At 63.1% G+C, this 22,501-nt stretch carries 21 protein-coding genes, 2 tRNA genes and 2 pseudogenes; 12 read left to right on the forward strand and 13 right to left on the reverse strand.

Annotated elements, in window-relative coordinates; genetic code table 11:
* The 9 genes and pseudogenes from AC27KI_RS07925 to AC27KI_RS07965 all read left to right on the forward strand — a co-directional run.
* On the forward strand, nucleotides 1-314 hold a 314-nt coding region (locus AC27KI_RS07925), incomplete at its 5' end, for a transposase (protein ID WP_487113331.1).
* Between the two features lie 180 nt (nucleotides 315-494).
* Nucleotides 495-1,484 carry a Bug family tripartite tricarboxylate transporter substrate binding protein gene (locus AC27KI_RS07930; protein WP_487113333.1) on the forward strand — a complete coding sequence of 330 codons (990 nt, stop codon included), beginning with the start codon at nucleotides 495-497 and terminating at the stop codon, nucleotides 1,482-1,484.
* Nucleotides 1,485-1,512: 28 nt separating this feature from the next.
* Entirely contained in the window at nucleotides 1,513-2,382 is an 870-nt protein-coding gene (locus tag AC27KI_RS07935) for an AP2/ERF family transcription factor (RefSeq protein ID WP_487113335.1), read from the forward strand.
* A gap of 118 nt (nucleotides 2,383-2,500) precedes the next feature.
* Nucleotides 2,501-3,235 carry a DsbA family protein gene (locus tag AC27KI_RS07940; RefSeq protein ID WP_487113337.1) on the forward strand — a complete coding sequence of 245 codons (735 nt, stop codon included), beginning with the start codon at nucleotides 2,501-2,503 and terminating at the stop codon, nucleotides 3,233-3,235.
* 44 nt (nucleotides 3,236-3,279) lie between these two features.
* Entirely contained in the window at nucleotides 3,280-3,732 is a 453-nt protein-coding gene (locus tag AC27KI_RS07945; protein ID WP_487113339.1) for a TIGR03757 family integrating conjugative element protein, read from the forward strand.
* The gene (locus AC27KI_RS07950) at nucleotides 3,729-4,682 is read left to right on the forward strand and encodes a TIGR03756 family integrating conjugative element protein (protein WP_487113341.1); all 954 of its coding nucleotides are present in this window, start codon (nucleotides 3,729-3,731) and stop codon (nucleotides 4,680-4,682) included. The genes AC27KI_RS07945 and AC27KI_RS07950 overlap by 4 nt, the downstream gene beginning before the upstream one ends.
* 134 nt (nucleotides 4,683-4,816) lie before the next feature.
* A pseudogene (locus tag AC27KI_RS07955) lies at nucleotides 4,817-6,100 on the forward strand (integrating conjugative element protein); the annotation flags it as partial.
* A gap of 47 nt (nucleotides 6,101-6,147) precedes the next feature.
* Nucleotides 6,148-6,447, forward strand: a complete 300-nt coding sequence (locus AC27KI_RS07960; protein WP_487113343.1) for a hypothetical protein — start codon at nucleotides 6,148-6,150, stop codon at nucleotides 6,445-6,447.
* An 18-nt stretch (nucleotides 6,448-6,465) separates the two neighbouring features.
* The gene (locus AC27KI_RS07965; RefSeq protein ID WP_487113345.1) at nucleotides 6,466-7,983 is read left to right on the forward strand and encodes a conjugal transfer protein TraG N-terminal domain-containing protein; all 1,518 of its coding nucleotides are present in this window, start codon (nucleotides 6,466-6,468) and stop codon (nucleotides 7,981-7,983) included.
* Between the two features lie 40 nt (nucleotides 7,984-8,023).
* On the opposite strand, the gene AC27KI_RS07970 is transcribed toward AC27KI_RS07965, so the two are convergent.
* Genes AC27KI_RS07970 through AC27KI_RS07980 form a run of 3 tightly spaced genes read right to left on the reverse strand, consistent with a single transcriptional unit; the run spans nucleotide 8,024 to nucleotide 9,051 of the window.
* Nucleotides 8,024-8,365, reverse strand: coding sequence for a DUF3742 family protein (locus tag AC27KI_RS07970; RefSeq protein ID WP_487113347.1), 342 nt, complete (start codon nucleotides 8,363-8,365; stop codon nucleotides 8,024-8,026).
* A 21-nt stretch (nucleotides 8,366-8,386) separates the two neighbouring features.
* On the reverse strand, nucleotides 8,387-8,806 hold the full coding sequence (locus AC27KI_RS07975) for a PIN domain-containing protein (protein WP_487087391.1): 420 nt from the start codon (nucleotides 8,804-8,806) through the stop codon (nucleotides 8,387-8,389).
* Complete coding sequence (locus tag AC27KI_RS07980; protein ID WP_487087389.1) at nucleotides 8,803-9,051, reverse strand: FitA-like ribbon-helix-helix domain-containing protein; 249 nt, start codon at nucleotides 9,049-9,051, stop codon at nucleotides 8,803-8,805. Before AC27KI_RS07980 ends, AC27KI_RS07975 begins: the two co-directional genes overlap by 4 nt.
* Before the next feature lie 240 nt (nucleotides 9,052-9,291).
* Between AC27KI_RS07980 and mobH the strand changes: the two genes are divergently transcribed.
* Nucleotides 9,292-11,175, forward strand: coding sequence for a MobH family relaxase (gene mobH / locus AC27KI_RS07985; RefSeq protein WP_487087387.1), 1,884 nt, complete (start codon nucleotides 9,292-9,294; stop codon nucleotides 11,173-11,175).
* Here the strand turns inward: mobH and AC27KI_RS07990 are convergent.
* The 3 genes from AC27KI_RS07990 to AC27KI_RS08000 all read right to left on the reverse strand — a co-directional run bounded on the left by AC27KI_RS07990 (nucleotide 11,172) and on the right by AC27KI_RS08000 (nucleotide 13,510).
* Nucleotides 11,172-13,013 carry a tyrosine-type recombinase/integrase gene (locus tag AC27KI_RS07990; protein ID WP_487087385.1) on the reverse strand — a complete coding sequence of 614 codons (1,842 nt, stop codon included), beginning with the start codon at nucleotides 13,011-13,013 and terminating at the stop codon, nucleotides 11,172-11,174. The two genes, mobH and AC27KI_RS07990, sit on opposite strands and share 4 nt — an antisense overlap.
* A 224-nt stretch (nucleotides 13,014-13,237) precedes the next feature.
* A tRNA-Gly gene (locus AC27KI_RS07995) sits at nucleotides 13,238-13,313 on the reverse strand.
* A gap of 123 nt (nucleotides 13,314-13,436) precedes the next feature.
* Nucleotides 13,437-13,510: transfer RNA gene (locus tag AC27KI_RS08000), tRNA-Cys, on the reverse strand.
* A gap of 529 nt (nucleotides 13,511-14,039) precedes the next feature.
* Between AC27KI_RS08000 and AC27KI_RS08005 the strand changes: the two genes are divergently transcribed.
* Together AC27KI_RS08005 and AC27KI_RS08010 are read left to right on the forward strand one after the other, a co-directional pair.
* Nucleotides 14,040-15,359, forward strand: a complete 1,320-nt coding sequence (locus AC27KI_RS08005; protein WP_487113349.1) for an STY4528 family pathogenicity island replication protein — start codon at nucleotides 14,040-14,042, stop codon at nucleotides 15,357-15,359.
* Nucleotides 15,360-16,212: 853 nt separating this feature from the next.
* A complete protein-coding gene (locus AC27KI_RS08010) occupies nucleotides 16,213-17,076 on the forward strand; it encodes a phage integrase N-terminal domain-containing protein (protein WP_487113351.1) in 864 nt (287 codons plus the stop codon).
* Between the two features lie 3 nt (nucleotides 17,077-17,079).
* Here AC27KI_RS08010 and AC27KI_RS08015 read toward each other — a convergent pair whose 3' ends face one another.
* The 7 genes and pseudogenes from AC27KI_RS08015 to AC27KI_RS08045 all read right to left on the reverse strand — a co-directional run.
* Complete coding sequence (locus AC27KI_RS08015; RefSeq protein WP_272564218.1) at nucleotides 17,080-17,367, reverse strand: HigA family addiction module antitoxin; 288 nt, start codon at nucleotides 17,365-17,367, stop codon at nucleotides 17,080-17,082.
* Between the two features lie 24 nt (nucleotides 17,368-17,391).
* Nucleotides 17,392-17,991 (reverse strand): hypothetical protein, encoded by a 600-nt coding sequence (locus AC27KI_RS08020; protein WP_487113353.1) that lies wholly within the window; start codon nucleotides 17,989-17,991, stop codon nucleotides 17,392-17,394.
* 72 nt (nucleotides 17,992-18,063) lie between these two features.
* Nucleotides 18,064-18,423, reverse strand: a complete 360-nt coding sequence (locus tag AC27KI_RS08025) for a DUF4150 domain-containing protein (RefSeq protein ID WP_487113355.1) — start codon at nucleotides 18,421-18,423, stop codon at nucleotides 18,064-18,066.
* Between the two features lie 19 nt (nucleotides 18,424-18,442).
* Entirely contained in the window at nucleotides 18,443-19,498 is a 1,056-nt protein-coding gene (locus AC27KI_RS08030) for a hypothetical protein (protein WP_487113357.1), read from the reverse strand.
* A complete protein-coding gene (locus AC27KI_RS08035; protein ID WP_487113359.1) occupies nucleotides 19,455-20,552 on the reverse strand; it encodes a hypothetical protein in 1,098 nt (365 codons plus the stop codon). The genes AC27KI_RS08030 and AC27KI_RS08035 overlap by 44 nt, the downstream gene beginning before the upstream one ends.
* Nucleotides 20,553-20,605: 53 nt before the next feature.
* Nucleotides 20,606-21,718: a DUF2169 family type VI secretion system accessory protein gene (locus tag AC27KI_RS08040; RefSeq protein ID WP_487113361.1), complete on the reverse strand. Its 1,113-nt coding sequence runs from the start codon at nucleotides 21,716-21,718 to the stop codon at nucleotides 20,606-20,608.
* 8 nt (nucleotides 21,719-21,726) lie between these two features.
* Nucleotides 21,727-22,501: pseudogene (locus tag AC27KI_RS08045) on the reverse strand (bacteriophage T4 gp5 trimerisation domain-containing protein); the annotation flags it as partial.

Below are 22,501 nucleotides of genomic sequence, written 5' to 3' on the forward strand. Positions count from 1 at the left end.
GGGGGGCGCAGGCGGTGATTCCCCCGCGCAAGAACGCAAAGCCATGGAAAGAGACTTGGGAGGGAGCGTCTGTGCGCAATGAAGCGCTGCGGGCCTGCCAAAAGCTGGGGCGCGGTATCTGGAAGAAATGGAGCGGCTACCACCGAAGAAGCCTAGCGGAGACCAAGATGCACTGCTTCAAACGCCTGGGCGAACGGGTGATGGCACGCACGTTCGAGCGCCAGGTGACTGAATTGCATGTGCGTGTGGCACTGCTCAATCGCTTCACGCAGTTGGGACGCCCTACAACGGTACCTGCGGCTGCTGTGGCGTAGCTGCGTCTGGGGTAGGGGTTATCTCGGCCTGTTTCTGGTTTATGCAACAAAGCCATTCCAATGAGAAACCTCTCACAAATTGCAACGATTTTTCGGAATCTTTGACACCCTTCAAAAACTCACCCCCTTAAAATTTCATTGGGATTTTCTCAATAAAATTAGGGAGGTAATATGGAGAGAATGAATCAAAGGCCCCATGCCATTTCGCGCCGCGTTGCGCTGGCGCTCTGTCTTGCAAATTCCGGATTACCCTTTGCCGCCGCCGCGAAGGAAGAATTTCCAAACAAGCCGGTTCGTTTGGTTTCCCCGTTTCCGGCCGGTGGCTCCACCGATATTCTTGCCCGCCTGCTTTCCAAGCACATGTTTCCCGCCAGCGGGCAGGCGCTGGTCGTCGAGAATGTGCCCGGCGCTGGCGGTAATGTGGGAGCGGCCCTGGTCGCCCGCTCACCCGCCGATGGCTACACCCTCGAAATCGGAGCCATGTCCACGCATGCGATGAACGGCAGCATCTACAAGAACCTGTCGTTCGATCCCATGAACGATTTCGACACGGTGGCCTTGCTGGCCTATGCGATCAATGCGGTGGCCGTCTCGGCCAGCGTGCCGGTGCGCACCTTCCCGGAACTGCTGGCCTACATCCGCGCCAATCCGGGCAAGGTCAACTATTCGACCGGGGGCATTGGCACCCACAACCACCTCACGGTCGCGCTGCTGGCGAAGACCGCCGGTCTGGACATCGTTCATGTGCCCTACAAAGGCGGTGGCCCCGCCGTGGCGGCATTGGTTCAGGACGAATGCCAGCTGTATGCCGGCGGGGCCTCGCTGCTGCTGCCCCACGCCCAGGCGGGCAAGGTGCGCCTCGTTGCCGTGACCGAGAAGACACGTTCGGAGCTGCTGCCGGACCTTCCCAGCGTTTCGGAAACGCTCAAGGGGTTCGAGGTGACCAACTGGTACGGCGCGTTCGCACCGCGCGGGCTGGAGGCCAGCCGCCGCGCCCTGCTCAACCAGGAGATCCATCGCGTCATCGCACTGCCGGAAGTGGCCGACCGGCTCAAGGGACTGGGCATGGTGCATGCCTCCCTGTCGCCGCTGCAAGTGCGCGACGTGCTGCAGGCCGATCACGACCTCTGGTCACGCACGATCCAGTCGCTTCGCATCGCCAGCGAGTGACGTGCCACGTTCACGCAGTGGGCCTGGGATGGTTCACGACGATGCCCTGTCCAGCGCTGTCGAAGAACGTGCATCCTCCAAGACGCGCGTGCGGGTCAGCACATGCGATTCCTGCGATTTCTTACCCATGACGCAAGCTGCTTACCCAAAGGTCTATGCCCTCACGCCCAGGTTCTCCAAGGGTATGCTGGTGCGCTGGTCCGTCATGCTGGTGCGGCAGGGGCAGCGCTTTCAGGGCGAGTTCGCGGTTGCCGATCACGGCAGCGTGGAAGACGCCAAGGCCGCAGCGCTCGCCTACCGCGACGAATTGCTGCGGACCATCCGCCCCTTGAGCCGGCGGGAGTTCAGCGCCATCGTCCGCAAGAACAACACCTCCGGAGTACCAGGCGTCTCAAGAAGCGTTGAGCCGGGAGGGGTTCGCTGGTCGGCCACGGTGTATCTGGCCAACGGCAAATCACAGCGCCGATCCTTTGCAGTGAAGAAGTTCGGCGAGGAGCGTGCCAAGGAACTGGCGATCGAGGCCAGGCACCAGATGCTCCAAACCGTGGATGGGTGGATGGTTCGCCATCCTGACGGTGAACCCCGCCGAGGCCATGAACTCCCCGACATGGATCGTTCGGCCATTCCCCGCCTTCGCAAGGACCGCAGCGAGCGGTTGCCAACACCACATTCCCCAGAGCGTCGTGTGTACCGCTATCGGTGGACCCGGACGATGCGCCGCGGCGGGGTGTGGACCGGCGAATACTGGATTGCGGAGTATTCGACGTCCGACGGCAAGGTTCGGCGCAAGTGCTTTTCCGTGGGACGCCATGGCGAGGAAGAGGCCAGGCGGCTTGCCCTGGAGCAACGCCGGGAATGGGTGCTGAACCCGCCCCTGCCACAGAACCGGACCCGATAGCGCAAGGCCCGCCAATCGGGAGATCCGCCAGTTCGCTTTGTTGGTCCATGGTGGCGGGACCGTGTGTTTGACTGGGTTTTCGGGCGCGATCTCCGCGCCGGGAAGATCGGAACGCACCATGCCGCACCCCCGCTTTGCTCGCTATCGCCGCCCCGCCCTCGCCCTTGTGGCCGGAACGCTGCTGGCCTCCTTGACGCTCTACATCGGGCTTCACCGTGGCGGCTCTGACGAGCACCGGGTTGCGGAAGACGCGCGCAGTGACAACCCGATGGAGGTCAGCGGCGGCCCCTGGGTGCATGGGCCCATGCAGGCGCGGTTCGCGCTCACCCTTTATGCGGATCTCGAATGCCCGTTTTGCAAGACCTACTTTCCGGCGCTGAAGGACTGGATCGACCGGCATCCCGACACCCGCCTTCAATGGCACCACCTTCCCTTGCCGACACACGAACCGGCGGCATCGAACCTGGCGGCACTGGCGGAATGCGTGGGACAGGCCCACGGCCACAGCGGCTATTGGGACGCCGTGGCGTGGATCTACCGCAACACCCGTGGCGGCGGCCAGGGTCTGGAGGACGGCCAGCGCTATCCCGGCACCACGCCTGACGTTCAGGACTGCCTGGACAGCGGCCGGGGCCGCACCGCCGTTCAGGCGCAAGCGGCGGCAGGCGCGCGCGAGGGCGTGGTCGCCACGCCGACCGTGCGAGTGACCGACACCCTTAGCGGGCAGACTTTGCTGCTGCAGGGACAGGTCGAGGGAGATGCGCTGCTGTCTGCCCTGGATTTGATCGGCAGCGGCAATCCGGTTGCCTCGGACTCCCGATTGTTGGCTGACCCCGCCGCCGATTCGCAGTGAACTGCACGGTGCCATCCCAGGCGTCCGTTGTGCGGGAGTTCACCATGCCCAGTGTTTTTGTTCGGCCAAGTTCAAGCCTGCGGGGAGGTCCGTTGCTCACGGCGGTCATCGCTCTGGCCGGTGCCTTCGCATCGACCTTCGCCCAGGCCGCAGAGGTCAAGGTCTTCACGCTGCAGTCGATCCCTCTGGTCGGCGTTTCCCCGGAGGTGGCCGTTGTCCACCTCGATGCCGCCAGCCAGATCGAATCCCGCATCGGCACCCAACTGCCGGCCGATCCACAACGTGCGCAGGCCATTGCGCGAGAACGCCTGGACCGAGGTGGCGAGGCGTTGCAGCGGGAACTGGCAGCGGCCTACCAGGGCGTGGCCGATGCCTGGAGCCTGGGGATCACCACCCTGCCCGCCGTGGTCGTGGACCGGCGCTACGTCGTCTATGGCGAGCCCGATGTGGCCAAGGCGTCCGCCCGCATCGCGGCCTACCGAAAGGCCCACCCATGAAACACCGACCTCCATGGCGCGCCGGGATCGCTGCCGCCCTCCTGGGCATGGCTTCGACCGCCTTGGCGCTGGACACCGCCACCATCGCCGCGTCCGCACTGTCGCCGGATTGCCTGGAGTACCGGGTGGTGGGCATCTGCTACTGGCTGCGCTGCTCGAAGTCGGGCTGCACGGTGCGCTCCTCGGTGAAGGTCCGTCACTACGTGCCGGATGCCGTCGTGTCGAGCTATGCCAACACGGGCGAGAACCCGTGGGTGGAGGTGCGTGCGATGGGCATGCCCAATCCCACCGCAGTCGCGGGCGGCGACGGCACGACCAACCAGAGCAACGAGAACAATCTCTCCAGATTCAAGAACGCCGATGTGATCGGCCATCCGGGCGGATCGCTGTTCGGCCGTTTTGCCAGCGCCTCCGGGTATAGCTGCGAGGGCGCGGGCACGGCCTTCATGCCCTATCTGATCAGCACGCTCGATACCGTGGCCTGGCGCTACAACGTGCCCGAAGCGGTCTATCCCGAAGCACTGATCCCCGGCATGCGGGAGATCGGCGCTCGCACCACCCTCAATCTATGGGGTGCGGTCTATCCGCGGGGCGGTTTCCTGCACCAGACGGACGACCACAAGAGCGGAGCCGTGGTGGCCCAGCGGGCCGGCGATGTCGTCACGCGGCGCGGACAGCCGCATGTCTATCAGCCGATGCTCTCCACGCCGCGCGCCGGTTACTGGCCGGCCGGCGAACTCATCGAAGGGAGTGCCTCCACGGGCAAGTGGCAGGAACTGACCCCTGCCCTGTCGCCCACCTGTGCGGTGTTCCCTCACTCGAATACCCGGGTGCAGGCCCCGCGTGGCGACTACGCCTGGGCGCTGTGGCGCCCCTATAGCTGCTGCCAGCGGCGGGGCCAGGTGTTCCTGGGCAGCGTGGATTTCAACGGTGGAGGCTTGCGGCCATGACGGTTTCTCATTCGACGCGCACGTTCGCCCTGGTCACGGCGATGGCGGTGGCCTCTCTCCATGTCGGCGCGGATGCCCAGAGCGCCGATCAGACCGGCGAGAAGGCTGGCGACAAGGCCAGCGAGTACGGCTTGCAGCGCCAGGGCAGCGTGATCGGGGACGATGTGCTCTACAGCATCGGCGGGGGGCGCGCAGTGTCCATGACCAGTGCCGCCCAGATGCGCTCGATCGGGGTCGGGGTCGGCTGGAACAGCAATCTCATCTGCGGCGACATGAACATCGCGACCACGATCCAGAACCAGCTCAATGGGGTCACCAACGGGTTCCAGACCATCATGTCGTCGGTGATCCAGAACGCCACCAGCGCGGTGGCGTCGCTGCCGGCGCTGATCATCCAGCGCGCCGATCCGGGCCTGTACAACCTGCTGACGAACGGAGTGCTGCAGGCGCGGCTGGATTTCGACCGCTCGAAGGCAACCTGCCGCGGAATCGCGAACCGGATGGCGGACATGGCGGGCGGCCAGTTGGGCTGGGGCCAGCTGGCCGAAGGCATGGCCCTCAAAAAAGCCGTGGCGAGCACCGATGCGGTTTCGGCCATCGACGAGGCGGAACGCCATCGGGGCAAGGACGGCGTGCCCTGGGTGGGCGGGCGCAATGCCGGTGGTGCCGGCCAGGCACCCATCCGGGTGGTCGCGGACGTGACGCGCGCGGGCTACAACCTGGTGAACGGGCGCGGGGTCGAGGACACCTCGCCCATCGATGCCGCTGGCTGTGGCAACCGGCTGGCCTGCGAGACCTGGTCGTCCCCGCAAGCGGCCGTCGAATGGGCCACGCGGGTGCTGGGCGAGCAGGAACAGCGCACTTGCGACGGTTGCACCAAGACCCAGACCGTGCCCGGCGTCGGCCTGACGCCCCTCATTCAGGAGGAATACGACACCAAGCTGCAGGTGCTGCAGGAATTGATTGCCGGTCGCCAGCCGACGAGCTTCGAGAACCTGCAAGCCGCGAGCAGTGGCTCGCTGCCCGTGACGCGGGGGGTGATCGAGGCGCTGCGCGACGAACCGGACCAGGACGTTCTGGCCCGGCGACTGGCCTCCGAAGTGGCCTTGGCGAGCGTGCTGGAGAAGGCGTTGCTGCTCCAGCGCACGTTGCTGACCGGGCGGATGGAGCCCAACGTGGCCGCCAACGAACTGGCCCAGCAGGCGGTAGGCCAGGACAGCGACCTTTTGGACCGCGAGATCCGCAATCTCAAGACGGAACTGGAGTTGCGCCGCGAGCTCGCCAACAACGCGCCCATGGCCATCATCCAGCGCCACGGCACGCGTGCAGCGGGATCGCGCGGCATCTATCAGGGCGACCCGACGCGCAACCGGCTCGATCAACTGCAACAGCCGCCCCCGCGTGGGGGCACGCCATGATGCCCGCGTGGCTGCGACTGCGCTGGCTGCCGGGTTGGCGGGCCGCAGTGGCGCTGCTGTGGGCGGCTGCAGTGATCGCGGTCGCCGTCGTCGCCAATCTGGTGGGCATCCGGATGCTCGGCAGCATCAGCCAATGGGACCGCTGGCTCCAGGAGCAGGCGGTGTGGTTTTTTGCATGGCGGCTGGCGCTGTATGCGGTGTCCGGCTGGGGATGGGTATGGATGCGCAGGCGTCTGTGCGCCCGCGAGCCGGACGGCAACGCGCACCAGCGGTTCCTGCGTGCCGAAATCGCCGCGGCCATGGCGCTGGTGGCACTGGAATGCAGCCTGCTGCTGCAGGCACGCTGACACCGAAGGGATCGGCCGATGACGCTCTACACGACGGACTATCTGGAGTATTACCTGACGCTGGTGGGCTGGCTGGTCCACAACGGAATCTGGAACGCGCTGGTCGCCAGCGGCGTGTTCGCGATCCCGTTCCTGACCATCGTGATCCAGGAGTGGCTCAAGGCTCGCTCCGAAGGGGCCGACGAGGGCAACAAGGGGGTGTTGAGCGCCCTGCGGATCGAGAACCGGGTGTTCGTGGCGATCGTGGTGGTGCTGTTCGGGGGCATCCCGTTCATCGATGTGGATCTGTCCACGATCCGCTTCGACGCATCGCGCTCGACCCAGTGCCAGACGACGGTGCCCACGCCTGCGCAGACGGGCTGGAGCCAGTCGTTCACGACGCTGAACGAGCAGTCGGCGAAGGTGCCGGTGTGGTGGTTCTTCCTGCATTCGATGAGCAAGGCGGTGACGGGCGCGGCGGTGGCGGCGATTCCCTGCGGCACGGATTTGCGGCAGATGCGGATGGAGGTGGATGCCACGCGCATCGACGATCCGGTGCTGGCCCAGGAGGTGGCGGATTTCTCGAAGGATTGCTACGGGCCGGCGCGGGCGCGGTTGTTCATGCAGCGGCCCGATCTGGACGCGGCGCAGGGCAACGAGGTGACCTGGATCGGTTCGCGGTTCTTCGTGGACACGGCGGGGTATTACGACCGCTATCGGTCGCGCACGCCGCGCGAGGGATGGCCCTACGAGGCCGAGCGGGATGCGGGCCTGGCCGAAGTCGCCAGCGGCGGGGGCTACCCGACGTGCCGCCAGTGGTGGTCGGATAGTGAGACGGGTCTGCGGGCGCGGCTCCTGGCCCAGGTGAGCCCGACGCTGCTCACGCGGCTGGCCAACTATGCGGGGTTCGTGTCCCGCAGCGAGCTGGACGATTCGGTGATCCGGGCGATTGCGGCACCCCGCCAGCAGAAGCTGAACCAGGGGGAGGTGTACACGGACTATGGCGGGCAGATCGACAAGACGTTCTTCAACGATCTGGCGCGCGGGGCGGGCAACGTGGGGCTCGCCCTGGGTGCGCCGGGCTTCTTCCCGGCGATGGATGTGCTGCGCCAGGCCCTGCCCATGGTGCTGTCGCTGCTCAAGATGGCGCTGGTGATCTGCATCCCGATGGTGCTGATGATCGGCACCTACGATCTCAAGGTGCTGATGACGAGCAGTTGCGTGTTCTTCGCGCTGTACTTCGTGGATTTCTGGTTCCAGCTGGCACGGTGGATCGACAGCACGATCCTGGATGCGCTCTATGGCTGGGGCTGGGGGTGGAACCGCCCGATGACGAACTTCAATCTCGCGATGGGGCTGGACAATGCGTTCGGCGACATGCTGCTGAACTTCGTGATGGCGACGATGTTCGTCGTGCTGCCGGGGGTTTGGATCACCGCTTTGACTTGGGCGGGCGTTCGCGTCGGTGGTATGGCACAGTACCTGGCGACAGGAGCCAAAGACGCACAGGCAGCAGGGAGCAAAACAGGCGACACATTGGTGAAAACGGTCTTGTAGACGAGGAAGCGCCTAACCATCATCGTCTGGATCGTAAGGATCAATTCGTGATCCATCCCGATGATAGAGGCCGAACCCAAAAATACCATCGCGCAGTTCTGGCGCTTTTTTGTTCGTCGTCAGAGCTTCCGGCACTCCAAGCAACCGCAACGAGGCATCCAAGTAGCAAAGCGAGCCAGAAGGATAGGTAGGCGATGCCGCCAACCGTCAGTAACCTCAGCATCCAAACCACCGCCCTGGTGCCACCGGCTGGAATGCCATGTTCAACCAACCATATTGCTGCCCCATGCTCTTTGCGGGCATAGCTGCGCCAGGCATGAGACGCACCTCTGCCCAGCCGGTAGGTCCATCCAAAAGTGTGTGACTGCGTGGTCATGGTCATCCTCCTTCGCCGTCCGAACCGTCAGCTTCCCCACGGATTGATCACCTGGATGCCACAGTCCAGGAAGTCCTTGACGTTGCGTGTCGCCAAACTGGCTCCCCGCGATTTTGTGATTGCCGCGATCATGGCGTCAAACTGGCTGATAGGCTTTCCTGCCGCCTTGCGTGATGCGGAGATTTCCGCATAGGCATCAGCGGCATCGTCGTCGAAGCCGAGGATCTGCCCAGCCATGTCCGTGACGAAAATTCCTTTGACGGCCTCCAACAAAGCCGTCTTTCGTTGCCCATCCGGCAATATATGCACACCGTAGAGTAGTTCTGCACGCGATATGGTGGTCGTGAAGAGTGCAGAGCGGCGCTGCCGGTCGAGCCAGGCCATAGGCACATCTTCCGGAGCCGCCCGCAGAGTCTCCGACAGGACGTTGGTATCGAGAACGATCATGCGCCGAACTCTGGCGGCACGCGGATGGCTTCACGTGCTGGCAATTCTATTTCCACACCTCCGAGATCCTCCACACGTGCCCTGATGGCCTGCACCAGCGAGGGCGCGCGTTCCGGCTCCTTGGACAGAGCGGCACGCAGGATGTCCCGGGCTTCTTCCTCCATGGAGCGGCCATGGATGGCGGCCTGGATACGGAGCCGTCCCTTGAGCTGCTCATCAATGTTCCGAATGGTCATCGTTGTCATCATTGCATCACCTCGTTAGTCAATGACTGCAATTTAGTCGTTGATTGAAACGAACGCAACCGGCTGACGTGTTCGAGACCAGTTCGTGGGTTGACTGCACGCCGCTTTCTTCAAAGATTTGCACGGGACGACGCGATATACCAAAAGGATGAGGGCAAAAGGCAAGGGAATGGGCCCGAAGGGGAATGGCCCTACCTGCAAAAGGAAAAGGCCCATCCCGCCCCGAACTCAAGGGATCGCATGTTCGCGCTGTTTCAACGAAAACGCCCTCCGCCACCCGCACAGGCCCCGCACCAGGACGCTGCGCCAAAAGGAAAAGGGCTGACCCGCCCCGAGCCCGCCGCGTCGCTGCTCGCCACCCCGCGCCGGCAAAAGCTGCTGGAACACATCTGGCAGCGCACCTCACTCTCACGAAAGCAGTTCACCACGCTGTACCAGGGCCCCCTGGAGCGCTATGCAGAACTGGTCCAGCAGTTCCCCGCGTCGGAAAGCCATCACCACGCTTACCCCGGCGGCATGCTCGATCATGGCCTGGAGATCGTCGCCTACGCGCTCAAGCTGCGGCAGTCGCACCTGATGCCAGCGGGTGCGACACCCGAGGACCAGGCAGCACAAGCCGAAGCCTGGACGGCCGCCACCGCCTACGCGGCCCTGCTGCATGACATCGGCAAGATCGCCGTCGATCTGGACGTCGAGCATGCGGACGGCAGCGCCTGGCATCCCTGGCATGGTCCGTTGCGCAAACCCTACCGCTTCCGGTATCGCAAGGACCGGGAATACCGACTGCACACAGCGGCGGCGGGCCTGCTCTATCGCCAGCTGCTGGACCGCGAAATCCTTGACTGGCTCAGCGGATATCCGACCCTCTGGGCCGCGCTGCTGTATGTGCTGGCGGGCCAGTACGAGCATGCCGGTGTGCTGGGGGAAATCGTGACGCAGGCCGATCGCGCTTCGGTCGCCCAGGAACTGGGCGGCGATCCTGGCAAGGCGATGGCCGCACCCAAACACGCCCTGCAGCGCAAGCTACTGGACGGCCTGCGTTACCTGCTCAAGGAGGAACTCCGGCTGAACCAGCCCCAGGCTTCGGACGGGTGGCTGACGCAGGAGGCGTTATGGCTCGTCAGCAAAACCGTGTCGGACAAGCTGCGCGCGCACTTGCTGTCGCAGGGCATCGATGGCATTCCGGCCAACAATACCGCCGTCTTCAACGTCCTCCAGGACCACGGCATGCTGCAGCCCACCGCGGATGGCAAAGCCATCTGGAAGGCGACGGTGACCAGCGACGCGGGGTGGTCTCATGCCTTCACGCTCCTGCGGCTTGCGCCGGCGCTGATCTGGGAGGGTCACGAACGACCCGAGCCGTTCGCGGGCTCGGTAGAGGTGGTTCTGGACGAACCGGCAGCGTGCCAGGAAACGCCAACCGCAGAACCGGAAAACTCGCACGCCGTTCCTGTCTCCGGTCCATCGCCATCAATTGCTGCAGCGTCATCCCTGACGAAAGTCCCGCCTGTGCTGCCAACCCCAGGCGACGGCGTGGATGCGCTCCTGGCCTTGATGGAAACCCCGGCAGTCGAACCCGTTGCAACCGAGGCGGCGAAAGCACTGTCGCAACCGACCCCAAGGAACCCGCCCACGGACAGCAGCCCCGTGCCGTCACGCACCCCAGGAACAGCCGTACAGGCACCATCGGGCGAGGACTTCATGGGCTGGCTTCGTCGGCACATCGAGCGACGCACGCTCATCATCAACGATGCCAAGGCCCTGGTGCACACGGTCGCTGGCACCGCTTACCTGGTCAGCCCGGGCGTTTTCCAGCGCTATGCGCAGGAGCACCCGCACGTCGCAGTCCTGGCCAAGCAGGACCAGGTGGCCGATTGGCTGTGGGTGCAAAAACGCTTCGAGAAACTGCAGCTCCATCGCAAGCAGGACAGCGGCCTGAACATCTGGACTTGCGAGGTCACGGGGCCACGCAAGTCCCGGCGCTTGCATGGCTACATGCTGACGGAGCCGAAGCGGTTGTTCGAGGACGTGCCGCCCGACAACCCCTATCTGTCCAATCCCGTGAGCGAAGCGGCGCCGGATGGCAGCGCCCGGAAGGAATTGGCGGGAAAGTCCGTCACCTAAGCCGACCATTGCGCGTTGGGCGCTTTCTCCTTCAAAGTGAAGCACACGGCCATGACGGCTTCATGGAAGTTGTGCGGTGTCACGCCCTCCACGGGGGCCAGCCCATCCAACAGGTCATGCGGCTGTGAAAGCACCCGGTAAATCTCCCAGGGGTCGGCATCACCGGCATGCTTGAGAACCGCCTGGATGAGCCTGTGTTTGAGCGGATCGAAATGCCAATCGGGAACCCGCTGGCCCAGGTTCCCCATGCTCAACGCGAGGAGCTTCTTGTTGCTGATTTCGTAGCTGATCCAGCGGCGGGACTTGCCCGCCATTTTGGCGAACTCCGCAGCGGATAGAACATGCGGCGCATTGAAGATGTCCACCATCTCGTTGCGCTGGCGCTGGGCGTCGGACAACGCGGACTGCTCCCTCGGGCCCGCGATGGCCGACAAGCGGCGCACCGTGTCCGGCACGGTTGGCGCAGTCTGAGGCGTACTGCTCACCAGCCGTACCGGCGTTGGTGCGATCACCACGCGCGCATCGTGGTGCGAGCGTTCATGCAGAACTTCCGGGACGCCCTCCAGATGCAGGGTCAGGCGCATGCTGCCCGCTTCGACCTGATGCTGCTCGAACAGATCGAGCCGGTCCGCCCAGTCCTGCATCATGTGCCGACGTTGCTCCACATATTCCGCATGGTTGTAGGCGGCGCTCACCTGATCCGGGTCGGTGTGGGAAAGCTGGGCATCGATCCAGACCTTCGGGTAACCGATTTCGTGCAGTGCGGTGGACATGGTTCCCCGGATACCATGGCCGGTCAGTTGATCGGTGTAGCCCATGCGCTTGAGTGCGGCATTCAGCGTGTTTTCGCTGATGCGTTTTTTCAGGTCGCTGTAGTGGCAAAACAGGTACTTTTGCGCAGGCTTGAACTTCGCCAGCATGTGCCGGACGATCTCCACGGCCTGCACCGACAACGGCACGATGTAGGGGGGAATGTCGGCGGGTCGCTTGCCCTCCTTGCGCATCTCCAACTGCAATTGCTTCACGACCTCGGGTGGGATGATCCACAGGCCCTGATCGAGATGGAACTGGTCCGGGGTCGCGAAGCGCAATTCCCCCGTCCGCACCCCGGTCAACATCAGCAATCGCAGTCCGAGCTGGGTTTGCAGTCTGCCGTGGTATCTGCGCAGACGCTGCAGCATCGCGGGCAACTCGGCCATGCGCAGGAACGGGTTATGGCGAACCGGAGGCTGCGGCATGGCCACGACATCCAGATCGAACGCCGGGTTCTGTTGCAGTCCGGGCACGACGATCAGGGCGTAGCGAAACAACTGGCGCAGCCATGTGCGCACTTTCTCGGCAACGCTCAGGGCCTTGCGCCGCTCGATCTTGGCAACGACCTCCAACAGGTCAGGCCGCTGGATTTCGTAGATGGGCGTCTTCCCGAGGGTGGGCAGAACATCGTTGTCGAAAACCCGTTTGATCTGCGAAAGCGTCGTTTGACGGCCTTCCTTGAGGCTCAGAGAACGGTGGATGACCCACTTGTCGAAGACAGCCTTGAAGGTGTTCTCGTCCGCCAGGCGCACGGCCTGCCGCTTTTGCTTGCGGTCCGAGCGGGGATTGATCCCCTTGGCCAGCAGAGCACGGGCTGCGTCGCGCAATGCACGGGCCTCTCGCAGCCCCACTTCCGGGTAGGTTCCGAGCGACATGCGTTTTTGCTTGCCGACCCAGTAGTAACGGTAGTGCCATGCCTTGCCCCCGGTCGGAGAGACTGCGAGGCAAAGCCCGTCGATATCGCTGAGTGTGTAGGGTTTGCCGTTCGGCTTTGCGTTGCGGACGGCCATATCCGAGAGTGCCATGCTATCTCCTGAGCTTCGCGTCAGGGCTACATGCTTGTCTCTTTGACCTCGCTCCTCCAGCAACAATCCGGTCTGCGCCGCGTCCGTATTGATGGACTTAAAAATGGACTTAAAAGTCCTGGATGCAGGCGGATTTCAATGGACGTCACTGGAATGAAAAAAGGGGCAAAAGCCCCTGTTTTCAACGACTTACAGACGTCAGTGGAAGTCTGTAGATCATAAATTGGAGCGGGAAAAGAGTCTCGAACTCTCGACCTCAACCTTGGCAAGGTTGCGCTCTACCAACTGAGCTATTCCCGCATGTCACTGGATTGATTTACACCAACCTAGCAAGACTCAAATTATAGCACCAATTTTAACCACTCAACCAGAACAACCGAATGTTCTTGTTCCGTGCATCAAAACCGCTTTCGCGATCAGTGCTGGAGGCGCGGGCCGGAGTCGAACCGACCTACACGGATTTGCAATCCGGTGCATAACCGCTTTGCTACCGCGCCAAACCTGCTTCCCTTGGCAAAAAGGGGAAGCTGTGCTTCCCCTTTTTTGGAAATTGGAGCGGGTAACAAGCTACCCGCTTTTTTCCTAAGCCGTTGATTCAACACGGGTTCTGGGAACACCTCGCTGTTGAACGGACTGCATTGTGTACTACCTGCCGGATGTTGGCAAGGCTTTTCGTCACCTGGCATTCCATCGACCGCCACGCCGGTCTTCTGCGGTCCGGTTTTCCGATGGCCTCGCGCGAGAACGGTTGGCCTCACCAGCGCCACCGACGAGTTTGCGCTCCGCGGATACTGCGCCAGTCCTTCCATGGCACGCCACCGAGGGCTGCACCATCGATTGGTCCGGTGGCCTTGGGCGACTGTGGGTCTCGGTCGCGCCTCGCGCGCTGCATCTGCGGATGCCGACCACTGCCCCGATTGCGACAAACCGGGTTTGTCGCAGTCCGCATTGTTCGCTGCCCCGGCGCTTCGTGTCGTCCTTCATGGCGGCGTCCGGCGAATCGCCGATGCCATCAGGAGAACCGACATGACGAACCAAGAGCCTTCCAAGGCCGTCACCATCGCCAGCGGCGACGTATCCGCCCAGCTGCCATTGCTCCCTGTCCCGCTCGCCCTGCTGCGCGACCGGCGCGTGATGCCGCTGGAGCGCAATGCCTGGATGATCCTGCACGCTGGTGCCGATCCGAGCGGCTGCGTCAGCGGCGTTACCTATGCCGAACTGCAACAGTTCCTGTCCTGCGTCCCCGACCGCGAACTGGCCTCGCGTGAGACCGTCTCGCGCTGCCTCACCATCCTGCGGCTGACACGCTGGATTCACATCGATGCACACATCCGCAATCCGTTGACCGGGAGGGTCCGGGTGAACCACTATGTCGTCCATACCCGGCCACTGTCGTTCGCGGAAGTGCTCGGGCGTGACCTGACGTGGATCGGCCTTTTGGACCACGCGCTGGACCATCCGACGATCACGGTGCGCCAGATTGCCGAGCAGGCGTTGCGCGATCTGGCGGGACACCCCGAAGACCTCGCCCGGCTCCCGCAGCACCTGATCGCCCAGGCCGGGGCACTGCGGCAGCGGGACGATGGGCGCGAGAATGGCGGCGATGATGATGATGATGATGATGATGACGATCCGCAAGGCGGTTGCGGTGATTGCGCAGGCGATGACAGCGAACTTGCCGTCTTGGACCGGCCACCCGGACAGGAGCCCCCCCGCGACAACCCGCAAAGCCGGTCGCACGGGCGGCTCGCGCACACGCTCGCGCGTACGGTACGTAAAAATATAAATAAAAATAATACTTACGTACCGTGCCCGAACGGCGTCCCGAACCGGGCCGATGGAGGCGGTCTCGATCTGCCGGCTTCCTTCGGCGCGCTCGCCGCAGACCAGCAGCGCGATGTACTGCGCCAGTTGCGGCGGGTGGCCCCCGACCGGCAACAGGAGGTGTTGGACGAATGGTCCGCACGCTGCCTGCTCGGCAAGGTGCTGCGGCCGGTGGGCTACCTGTTTGCGCTGATCGGCAGGGCGATCAAGGGTGAATTCCGTCTCTTTGCGGCAAAGCCGCGGGCCAGCGCCGCATGCGCGGACAAGCCGGCCTGCGCACCTGCTGCGCCAATCGGAACGGCGGCACGTCCCGATGCGGCCTCGCCTCGCCCCATGCCTGTCGTCCCTGCCTCTGTCCCGGTTCCAAACCGCAGGCAAGCCCCCCAGGTCACGCCGGCCGTGCGCGAGGCGGCGCGGGCATGGCGCGCGAAGATTCGCGCCAATCTCGGGCTGCCCGACACGGGCCTGCCGCAGCAACTCGCATGCGCACCGATTCTGGCCATGGGATGGTCCGGTGCATAGCGCTCCAGGCTCGCGCTGCCGTACCGACACGCCGGGGTCAGCCGGACTGGCGCGCCCGGCGTGCCCCCCGATGATCGAGCGCTGCCGCAGCCGGGTCGTCACTGCCCGCCGCAGTGACGACCCGGCCCCCTGCCGCAACAATACGGTCTGGCGCAGCATCGCATTGCCTGCGGCCTGCATGACGATGGCCCGGCATACTGGCGCAGCGGTGACCTTCCGGCGGGTTTCCAACACCGGAGCAACGGGTGCAATGTCCCATGCACCGCTCACGTTGCAACTGCCCCGCCGTACCCATTCGGCGGCCCGCAAGCAGCGCAGGTTCCCGCACGCGCTGCGCCCCCATCGGGGGTGGAACCGTCCTGGCACGCACTGGCTCGTCGCGCGCGCCGCCCCGGCCCATGGGGAGAGCCTGTTTTTTTACCGTGGCAGGGTGTCCATCCGGCTCTCTGCCTTCCTCCCTCCAACCCGCACCGCGTGTGCGTTGTCCGCTTCACCGGCCCCGGCGCACGCCGCGCGGCCATGCCTTTGTCCTCGGTCTGGCGCAGCCTGCCCATCGGTTTTTTTCATCCCCCCGTTCTTCAGTTTCACAGGAGGTATTCATCCCGGCGTTTTCGCATGCGTCATCCCGGCCTTGCGCCGGTTTCCCCCGCTCCGGCTTCCCACAGGAAGCGAGGCGGGTGCCTCATCGGAGGCAAGAGGTGTTCTGAGCACCTGGCCCTAGCCCTTCGGGGATTCCGCCTGCTGGCGGATTGGCATCAACACTGACCGGATTTGCCCTCAGACGATAACCACGTCGGCGCGCGCTGAACCAGCGACACGACGTGACATGACCAATTCCCGCGAAAGGACCGCGATGGACGATCTGACCTATACGCTGCGGCAACTGTGCCAGCGCAACCGCGACGGCAGCCATGCGACGCAGGCGGACCGGCAGCGTTCGCTGTCGCTGGCCGCCCGGCATTTGCGCGAGGCGGGGTTTCGGCAGATGCGGGCGTCTTCGCTGAAGGGCCGGCATGTGGACAAGCTGCTCGAACGCTGGCAGGCCGAGGGGCTGTCGGCGGGCACTTTGAAGAACCGGCTGGCCCATCTGCGCTGGTGGGCGGAGAAGGTGGGCAAGGCGGGCCTCATCGCTGCGGACAATGCGCAACTGGGGATCGCGGAGCGCCGCCATGTGAGCCAGGAGAGCAAGGCGCGCGCGTTGGGCGATGGGCCGGACCGGGTGAGCGATGCCCATGTTCGCATGAGCCTGCGCCTGCAGGAGGCGTTCGGGCTGCGCCGTGAGGAAGCGATCAAGTTTCAGCCGGGCTATGCGGACCGCGGCGATCACGTGGCGCTCAAGGGGTCATGGACGAAGGGCGGGCGCGAGCGCTGCATCCCGATCACGACGCCGCAGCAGCGCACGGTGCTCGATGCGGCACATGCCCTGGCCGGGGCAGGTTCGCTGATCCCGGCGCACAAGACCTATATCCAGCAGCGCCACACCTATGACGGGCAGTGCAAGGCGGCAGGGCTGAGCCACATGCATGGGCTGCGGCATCGGTTCGCGCAGGCGCGGTATGCGGCGCTGACGGGCTGGGCAGCGCCCGCAGACGGCGGGCCCACGTCCCGCCTATTGACCCCGGCGCAGCGTGTTCAGGATGCCGAGGCCCGGCAGGCGATCAGCCGGGAACTGGGCCATGAGCGGGTGCAGATCACGGCGGTGTATCTGGGGCGGTAGCGGCTAAGGCTTGATGGCAAGCGGCGTGATGGCGGGGTGCGCCTGCTGCTGGGCGTGCCACAGGTCATGGGCGATCTGCTCGGCCAGGTACTGGCGTGCAGCCCCCAGGCCGGACAGTTCCAGCCGGTGTGCCAGATCGGCGGTGATCGGCGCGTGGCCGTTCAGGATCGAGGACAGCAGGAGGGGCGAGTAGCCGATGTGCTGGGCGAGTGCCGCCGCGCTCAGGTCGAGGGCGGGCAGCACGTCTTCGCGCAGTGCGGCTCCGGGATGGGGCGGGTTGTGCATGGGCATGGTGGTGAGCGGGTCGATGGGTTGCTAGGCTCTATCGGTTGGCTGCCCCAATATCTCAGTTGGGCTTCCGGGTACGGCGTCGCCGCCTGTTTCGATGAACCGAACGGCTGGCACCGGCTCGGCATCGATGAAGAACCGCATGGCCTGCGGATCGCAAAGTCGGGGGTAGTCCACCTGCTGCAACTGCCGATAGCGCTCTGCTATAGCGAGCCGCTTGGCCACGTCTTCGCCATGGATTTTGACGGCGAACCGGCTGGTCAATGTTTTGCCGCTAAGCAACCGGGTGGCTGCCGTCCAGTAATCGCCCGTCGTGGTGCGGACGAGAGTGACACCAGCAACACCGCTGGTGTTGTTCTTCATGAGGCGCTGACGAACCAACCGGCTGGGCACCGGCGGGTAGGTCAACAAAAGCTCGTTACGGTAGAGCTTGGCGGCTTCCAACGCGGCTTCGGAGCTGCGGTAACGGTGATCGTAGAAATACCGTAAGCCGACGTTGCGGTTATCGCGTCGAAAACGCACGATCCACACCGGCAGGCCCAGTTTCTTGATGTAACTGCGGCAAATGCCGTACATACCTTGCAAGAGAGGATTTTCTCCATCTGGCGCAAAAGGTTTCATGTTCATGATCCGGGTCCAGCCTGTTAATCGCGCCAATCCGGCACAGGCATGTCGCATATTGTCCAGGGTAGTCGTCAATTACGGCTTTCGCCAATTCATCCAAACGCGATCGCCTGTTCGAACGATCGGGCGACCATTCACATAGACGCTGGCGCTCTTGTCGATGTTGTGGCTGATTTGCACATGGGTATCACTGACGACACCTTTACCTCCACCTGGCTCATCTCCACGCACATTGTCCACATAACTCTCATTATGTAGATAGGCAGGCTTGCCACGAAAGAAGACATTGGGCGAACACTGCTCGCTCTGGTCCATCTGGTGGGTAATCACATAGGGAACGGCATAGCCCTTCTTGCTGGGCGTCAGACACACGTCCGGCACCAGGTTCACCAGCACAAACCGTGCGTCTTTGGCGGTAGCGGTTTCATTGGCCATGGTATTGAGAATTGTTCGATTACCGAATGGGTGGATTGTCCGGATGGTCGATCCGCTCCCACCGCTTGCCGTCGAAACGGGCTATGTCCTTGGGTCCGATGGACCAGAGGATTTTGTCGTAGCTGTCCACGATGTTGGCATCCTGCAAATCCGGCTGGAGATCGGTCACTACCTTCTGAATACCTGCGCCGTGATCAGCCGGATCATAGACAAACAGTCCCATATTGGAAGCCAGATATATCTTGTCCTGAAACTTGCACACCGATGTGAAGAGCTGGTTGTCATCGACCGACGACAGGCTCTTGAATCCGTCCTCGGCATTGCCCAGGAGCAAGGTTCCATTGGACCCGCACATCCAGATGCGTGCCTCCGACTCCACATACATATTGACGATGCGGTCTGCCACCGGGGGCAACTCGATCTCGCGCCATTGGGCACCATCGAAGAAGAAGGCTTTGGGGGGCAACCATTCTGCGTGCTGATAGCCTGCGGCATAGATCGCGCGTTCATGCGGGCCATTGATGACCGACAGGGCGATGCATTGCTCTCTGGTTGTTCTGGGGTGCTGCAACAAGCCCGCATCCATGTGCTGCCAGTTGTTCGGGCCCTGCCGCTTGTAAACCTGCCCTTTGTACCCGCAGGCATAGAGACGGTCCCCTATCTGCTGAATATCGGCCAGATATCCCCAGCCTTCGGCATCAGCGCTGAAAACGCCAGCGCCGGGGATTTTCTCTGCGACAAGACTCCCTCCGCCAATTGAAATCGCGTCCCCCTCTTCAGAGAGTGCGATCCGCGACCAATCGTCTGTGTCTGACGGAAAGTAGCCAGATACCGAGACTGCACGCCAGTCCACATTTTTAAAGGCCCAAGGTTCCGTGCTGCCTTCCATTTCAGCGAGTTCTGGGCTCCAGTGATAGAGGCAAGTGAATTTCTCGAATGGATCGTAAATGTCAGCTTTCGCAGCAACATAGAATTGGTTGTCTCCAATTCCAAATGCTGTCGAGAAAGTCCAAGTCGTTTTAGCCATATTTTTAACGCCGTTTCGTGTTACGATTTTTATCGCTTCGACCACCATTTTCGAGATGCGCCTTCGCCTCACCTTCGGGTGGCTTACCCGCTCCATTCATAGAGCGATTATCATTTTCGAAATTGGGATACGCTTTCCGGACCTCGGCTTCAATCTGTGCTTTGCAATCGGGCCTCGCCGCAATAGCAGCTTTCATCGCCACCGGCACCGCCTCGCTGACCGGCAGGGTGCCGACGGGGCCGTTATCCGTTCGCTTCGCCGCCTGGCATAACTCGTCGTCGCACTGGTGCGCTGTATTGTGCTCCGAGCCCTCCGTGCGAGCATTACCTTGCAGGCAGATCGACGGCCCGCCGCCGAAGGTCGCCATGCCCGGGATGCGTCCGATGCCCTTGCTGCCTTGAGCCCGGTTGCTGGTTCTGGCCAAGGTGTCGGGGATGATGTGGTGGGCTTGCTGGGTCGGACCACATTTATTGCGGATGTCATCGTAGGTGCCAACAATGCAGGGGCCACCCGTGCCCGGTATGTATCCTCCAGGGGGAGGTGATGCCCCGCCGGTCCGATTGCTTTTCTGGCTTCTTGCGCCAGTCCCTGCGCCCGGCACTTTCTTGAGCACCATGCCGGTCAGCAATCGCTCGCCCAACTCCAGGGCAGGCTGCACCATGTCCGGCGTCTCGCCCGTGATCACCCAGTCCGCAGCGCTGTCCAATGCGGTGGCGGCCGAGTCTGTACCGGCACCCACACCAGCGACGACACCGCCCGCCGTGGCGGTAGCACCGCCTACGGTCGCCATGCCCGCGCCGACTGGCGCTCCAATCCCCGTGGCGGCCACTGCGCCACCGGCTGCTGCTGTGACCCCTCCCGCCATCGCCACCTTGCCGCCCGTGTCCATGGCATTCGCACCGAATTCGTGCAGTGGTTCCGACAGGTTGTCTTTGTAGTATTGCGCGGCGTCCTTGACGCCTTGCTTGAACCACTCCCACCAACTCTCTTCCTTTGTCTCCGGCTGGTCGTTGGGCTCACTGAGGGAGGGGCTGGTCTTGGGCAGAATGCATCCGACGCAATTGCCGATGGGACCCGGACGCGCAAAATCGTTGGGTTTCACCCGCGCCGTTTTCGTCGCGGGCGTGTCCTCGGACCAAAATGGAAGCGGTGGACTCATATGGGTGCCGTCCCATTTCTGAGTTCAAGCACACGCACGCCAAACTGAGCCGCCACGTGGATACGCCAGATGCAACTCAGCGTCATTGCCTCAAGGTCGAAAACCAAAGTATCCAGCCGCATGGGAAGCGGCAGGACAGGCCCTAGTTGCAGGCGAACCACCGCATGCAGCGCAGGCTTGGGCAGCAGACACTGGAAAAGGCGTTGTTCCGGCGTGAGGCCCGCCAAGACGATCTCTTCTCCGCCTTGAGGGTAAGGAATCTGCTGGTCCTGCGGGGCACAATTCCAGTAGCTGAAGTCAAAATCCAGAGGCTGACGGGGCCACCGGCTTTCTTTCCACGTTGCATCATAGGTGCCGGCCTTCTGCCTTCGGGGGCTCCACCATTTTCCCACTGGTCCCACACCGACTGGGGCGTAACGCATGGCATTGGCTGCATTGGCATCAAAATGCAGATCGAAAACTTCGATCTGAGGTGCCGGGACTTCGCTGACATGGCTCTTCTTCAGCCAGGCCTTATCCACCCAGCCGCAGCCGATGGGATTGGGGTCGTAGGGTGCCCAAATTTCCGGGTTGTGACCTTCCGCCAGTTGCTGGGGCCATTGGCAGGTACCACCGTATGCCAGTTCCCAGCGCAAAGGCACCTGGTTGACTTTTTCCGGCTCGGTGACCTTCCAACCCAGCAAACCGCGCTTCATCTGGCGCGGCCCGGTGACCGCGAGCACCTTTTGCCAATCCCCTATGCGCACGCCCACCGGCCATCGTTGGTGAGGTTGGCCTTCAGGTGCATAGGCTGTTGCGTTGGCCAAAAGGATGTCGCATTGCGGCTTGTAGGGCGCGTAATCGCTCTCCTGGATGCAGCTGCTGGTATTGGGCAACCCGTAGAACCGGTCCGCGTCGATCAAGGGGGCTTGAGCCAGCGCCAGTTGCGGGGAGCGGTCGTCGGCCAATCGCGTGAGGTCATAGGTGATGCGGCTCACCAGCACATGGAACACTTCATCGCTGGTGTCCAGCATCTGGAAATACTGGCTCTCAAAGGCAGTGTGGTTGCGCACCTCCGCCAGAGGAGCCGCCTGCACTGGCGCAGGCATCAGCAAGTCGGGACCGTTCATGGCGCCGCTCAGTTCAGATCAATGCGTTTGGATTCCACGCCGATGTGCTTGGAGCCGACGACATCGATGTCTTGTCCGTTGATGGTGATAGTTCCGTCAGCTTTCATCACCATCATGCTTTGCCCTACCTTGAAGGTAATGCTGTCGGGTTCCATGGTGATGCTGGACGTGCTACCGCCGCTCCCGCTTCCCTCATCGCTGGGAGCCTGGATGTGCTTGGCATTTCCATCGCCTCCGGGTACGCCGCCAAAACCGCCGCCTACGGTCAGCTCGTATTTCTTACCCACCGTGGTGCTCTTGTCGGCTCCGATCTTGGCTGTCTGGGTCTTGCCCACGATGGTGGCCATGATCGCGCCGACGTTGAGGTTATAGACCACGCCCACGTTTTCCATGCGGCCGATGCCCACGTTCTGCATGGAGGCGATGCCGATGGTTTCGGTCTTGAACTTGCCGACCTTGATCGACCAGTTGTTGCCGATCTTGTCCTTCTCATTGCGACCGATGGTTTTTGTCCGGTTCTTGCCGATGCTTACCGTCTCGTCGATACCGACGTCCTCGCGGCGGTTGTCCCCGATGCTGATCCGCTCGTCATGATCCACCCGCTCGGTGCGGTTGTTGTGGACCGTGATGTCCTCATTGCGGTCCACCGTTTCCGTCCGGTCGCGGTGATGACGTTGGTCTCGTCCCGGTCGTGGTCTTGCGGCGGTCCTGACCCACCCAGTGGTCTTCATCGTTCTCGACCTCGACGAGTTGGTCCTTCTGCGCATGCAGCCAAAGCTGCTC

It is taken from the genome of Acidovorax sp. KPB24-03 (assembly GCF_057546605.1).

Coding starts and splice junctions, on each gene's coding strand:
- AC27KI_RS07930 (WP_487113333.1), top strand. CDS start 495: ATGAATCAAAGGCCCCATGCCATTTCGCGCCGCGTTGCGCTGGCGCTC.
- AC27KI_RS07935 (WP_487113335.1), top strand. CDS start 1,513: ATGGTTCACGACGATGCCCTGTCCAGCGCTGTCGAAGAACGTGCATCC.
- AC27KI_RS07940 (WP_487113337.1), top strand. CDS start 2,501: ATGCCGCACCCCCGCTTTGCTCGCTATCGCCGCCCCGCCCTCGCCCTT.
- AC27KI_RS07945 (WP_487113339.1), top strand. CDS start 3,280: ATGCCCAGTGTTTTTGTTCGGCCAAGTTCAAGCCTGCGGGGAGGTCCG.
- AC27KI_RS07950 (WP_487113341.1), top strand. CDS start 3,729: ATGAAACACCGACCTCCATGGCGCGCCGGGATCGCTGCCGCCCTCCTG.
- AC27KI_RS07965 (WP_487113345.1), top strand. CDS start 6,466: ATGACGCTCTACACGACGGACTATCTGGAGTATTACCTGACGCTGGTG.
- AC27KI_RS07970 (WP_487113347.1), bottom strand. CDS start 8,365: ATGACCATGACCACGCAGTCACACACTTTTGGATGGACCTACCGGCTG.
- AC27KI_RS07975 (WP_487087391.1), bottom strand. CDS start 8,806: ATGATCGTTCTCGATACCAACGTCCTGTCGGAGACTCTGCGGGCGGCT.
- AC27KI_RS07980 (WP_487087389.1), bottom strand. CDS start 9,051: ATGACAACGATGACCATTCGGAACATTGATGAGCAGCTCAAGGGACGG.
- mobH (WP_487087387.1), top strand. CDS start 9,292: ATGTTCGCGCTGTTTCAACGAAAACGCCCTCCGCCACCCGCACAGGCC.
- AC27KI_RS07990 (WP_487087385.1), bottom strand. CDS start 13,013: ATGGCACTCTCGGATATGGCCGTCCGCAACGCAAAGCCGAACGGCAAA.
- AC27KI_RS08005 (WP_487113349.1), top strand. CDS start 14,040: ATGACGAACCAAGAGCCTTCCAAGGCCGTCACCATCGCCAGCGGCGAC.
- AC27KI_RS08010 (WP_487113351.1), top strand. CDS start 16,213: ATGGACGATCTGACCTATACGCTGCGGCAACTGTGCCAGCGCAACCGC.
- AC27KI_RS08015 (WP_272564218.1), bottom strand. CDS start 17,367: ATGCCCATGCACAACCCGCCCCATCCCGGAGCCGCACTGCGCGAAGAC.
- AC27KI_RS08020 (WP_487113353.1), bottom strand. CDS start 17,991: ATGAACATGAAACCTTTTGCGCCAGATGGAGAAAATCCTCTCTTGCAA.
- AC27KI_RS08025 (WP_487113355.1), bottom strand. CDS start 18,423: ATGGCCAATGAAACCGCTACCGCCAAAGACGCACGGTTTGTGCTGGTG.
- AC27KI_RS08030 (WP_487113357.1), bottom strand. CDS start 19,498: ATGGTGGTCGAAGCGATAAAAATCGTAACACGAAACGGCGTTAAAAAT.
- AC27KI_RS08040 (WP_487113361.1), bottom strand. CDS start 21,718: ATGAACGGTCCCGACTTGCTGATGCCTGCGCCAGTGCAGGCGGCTCCT.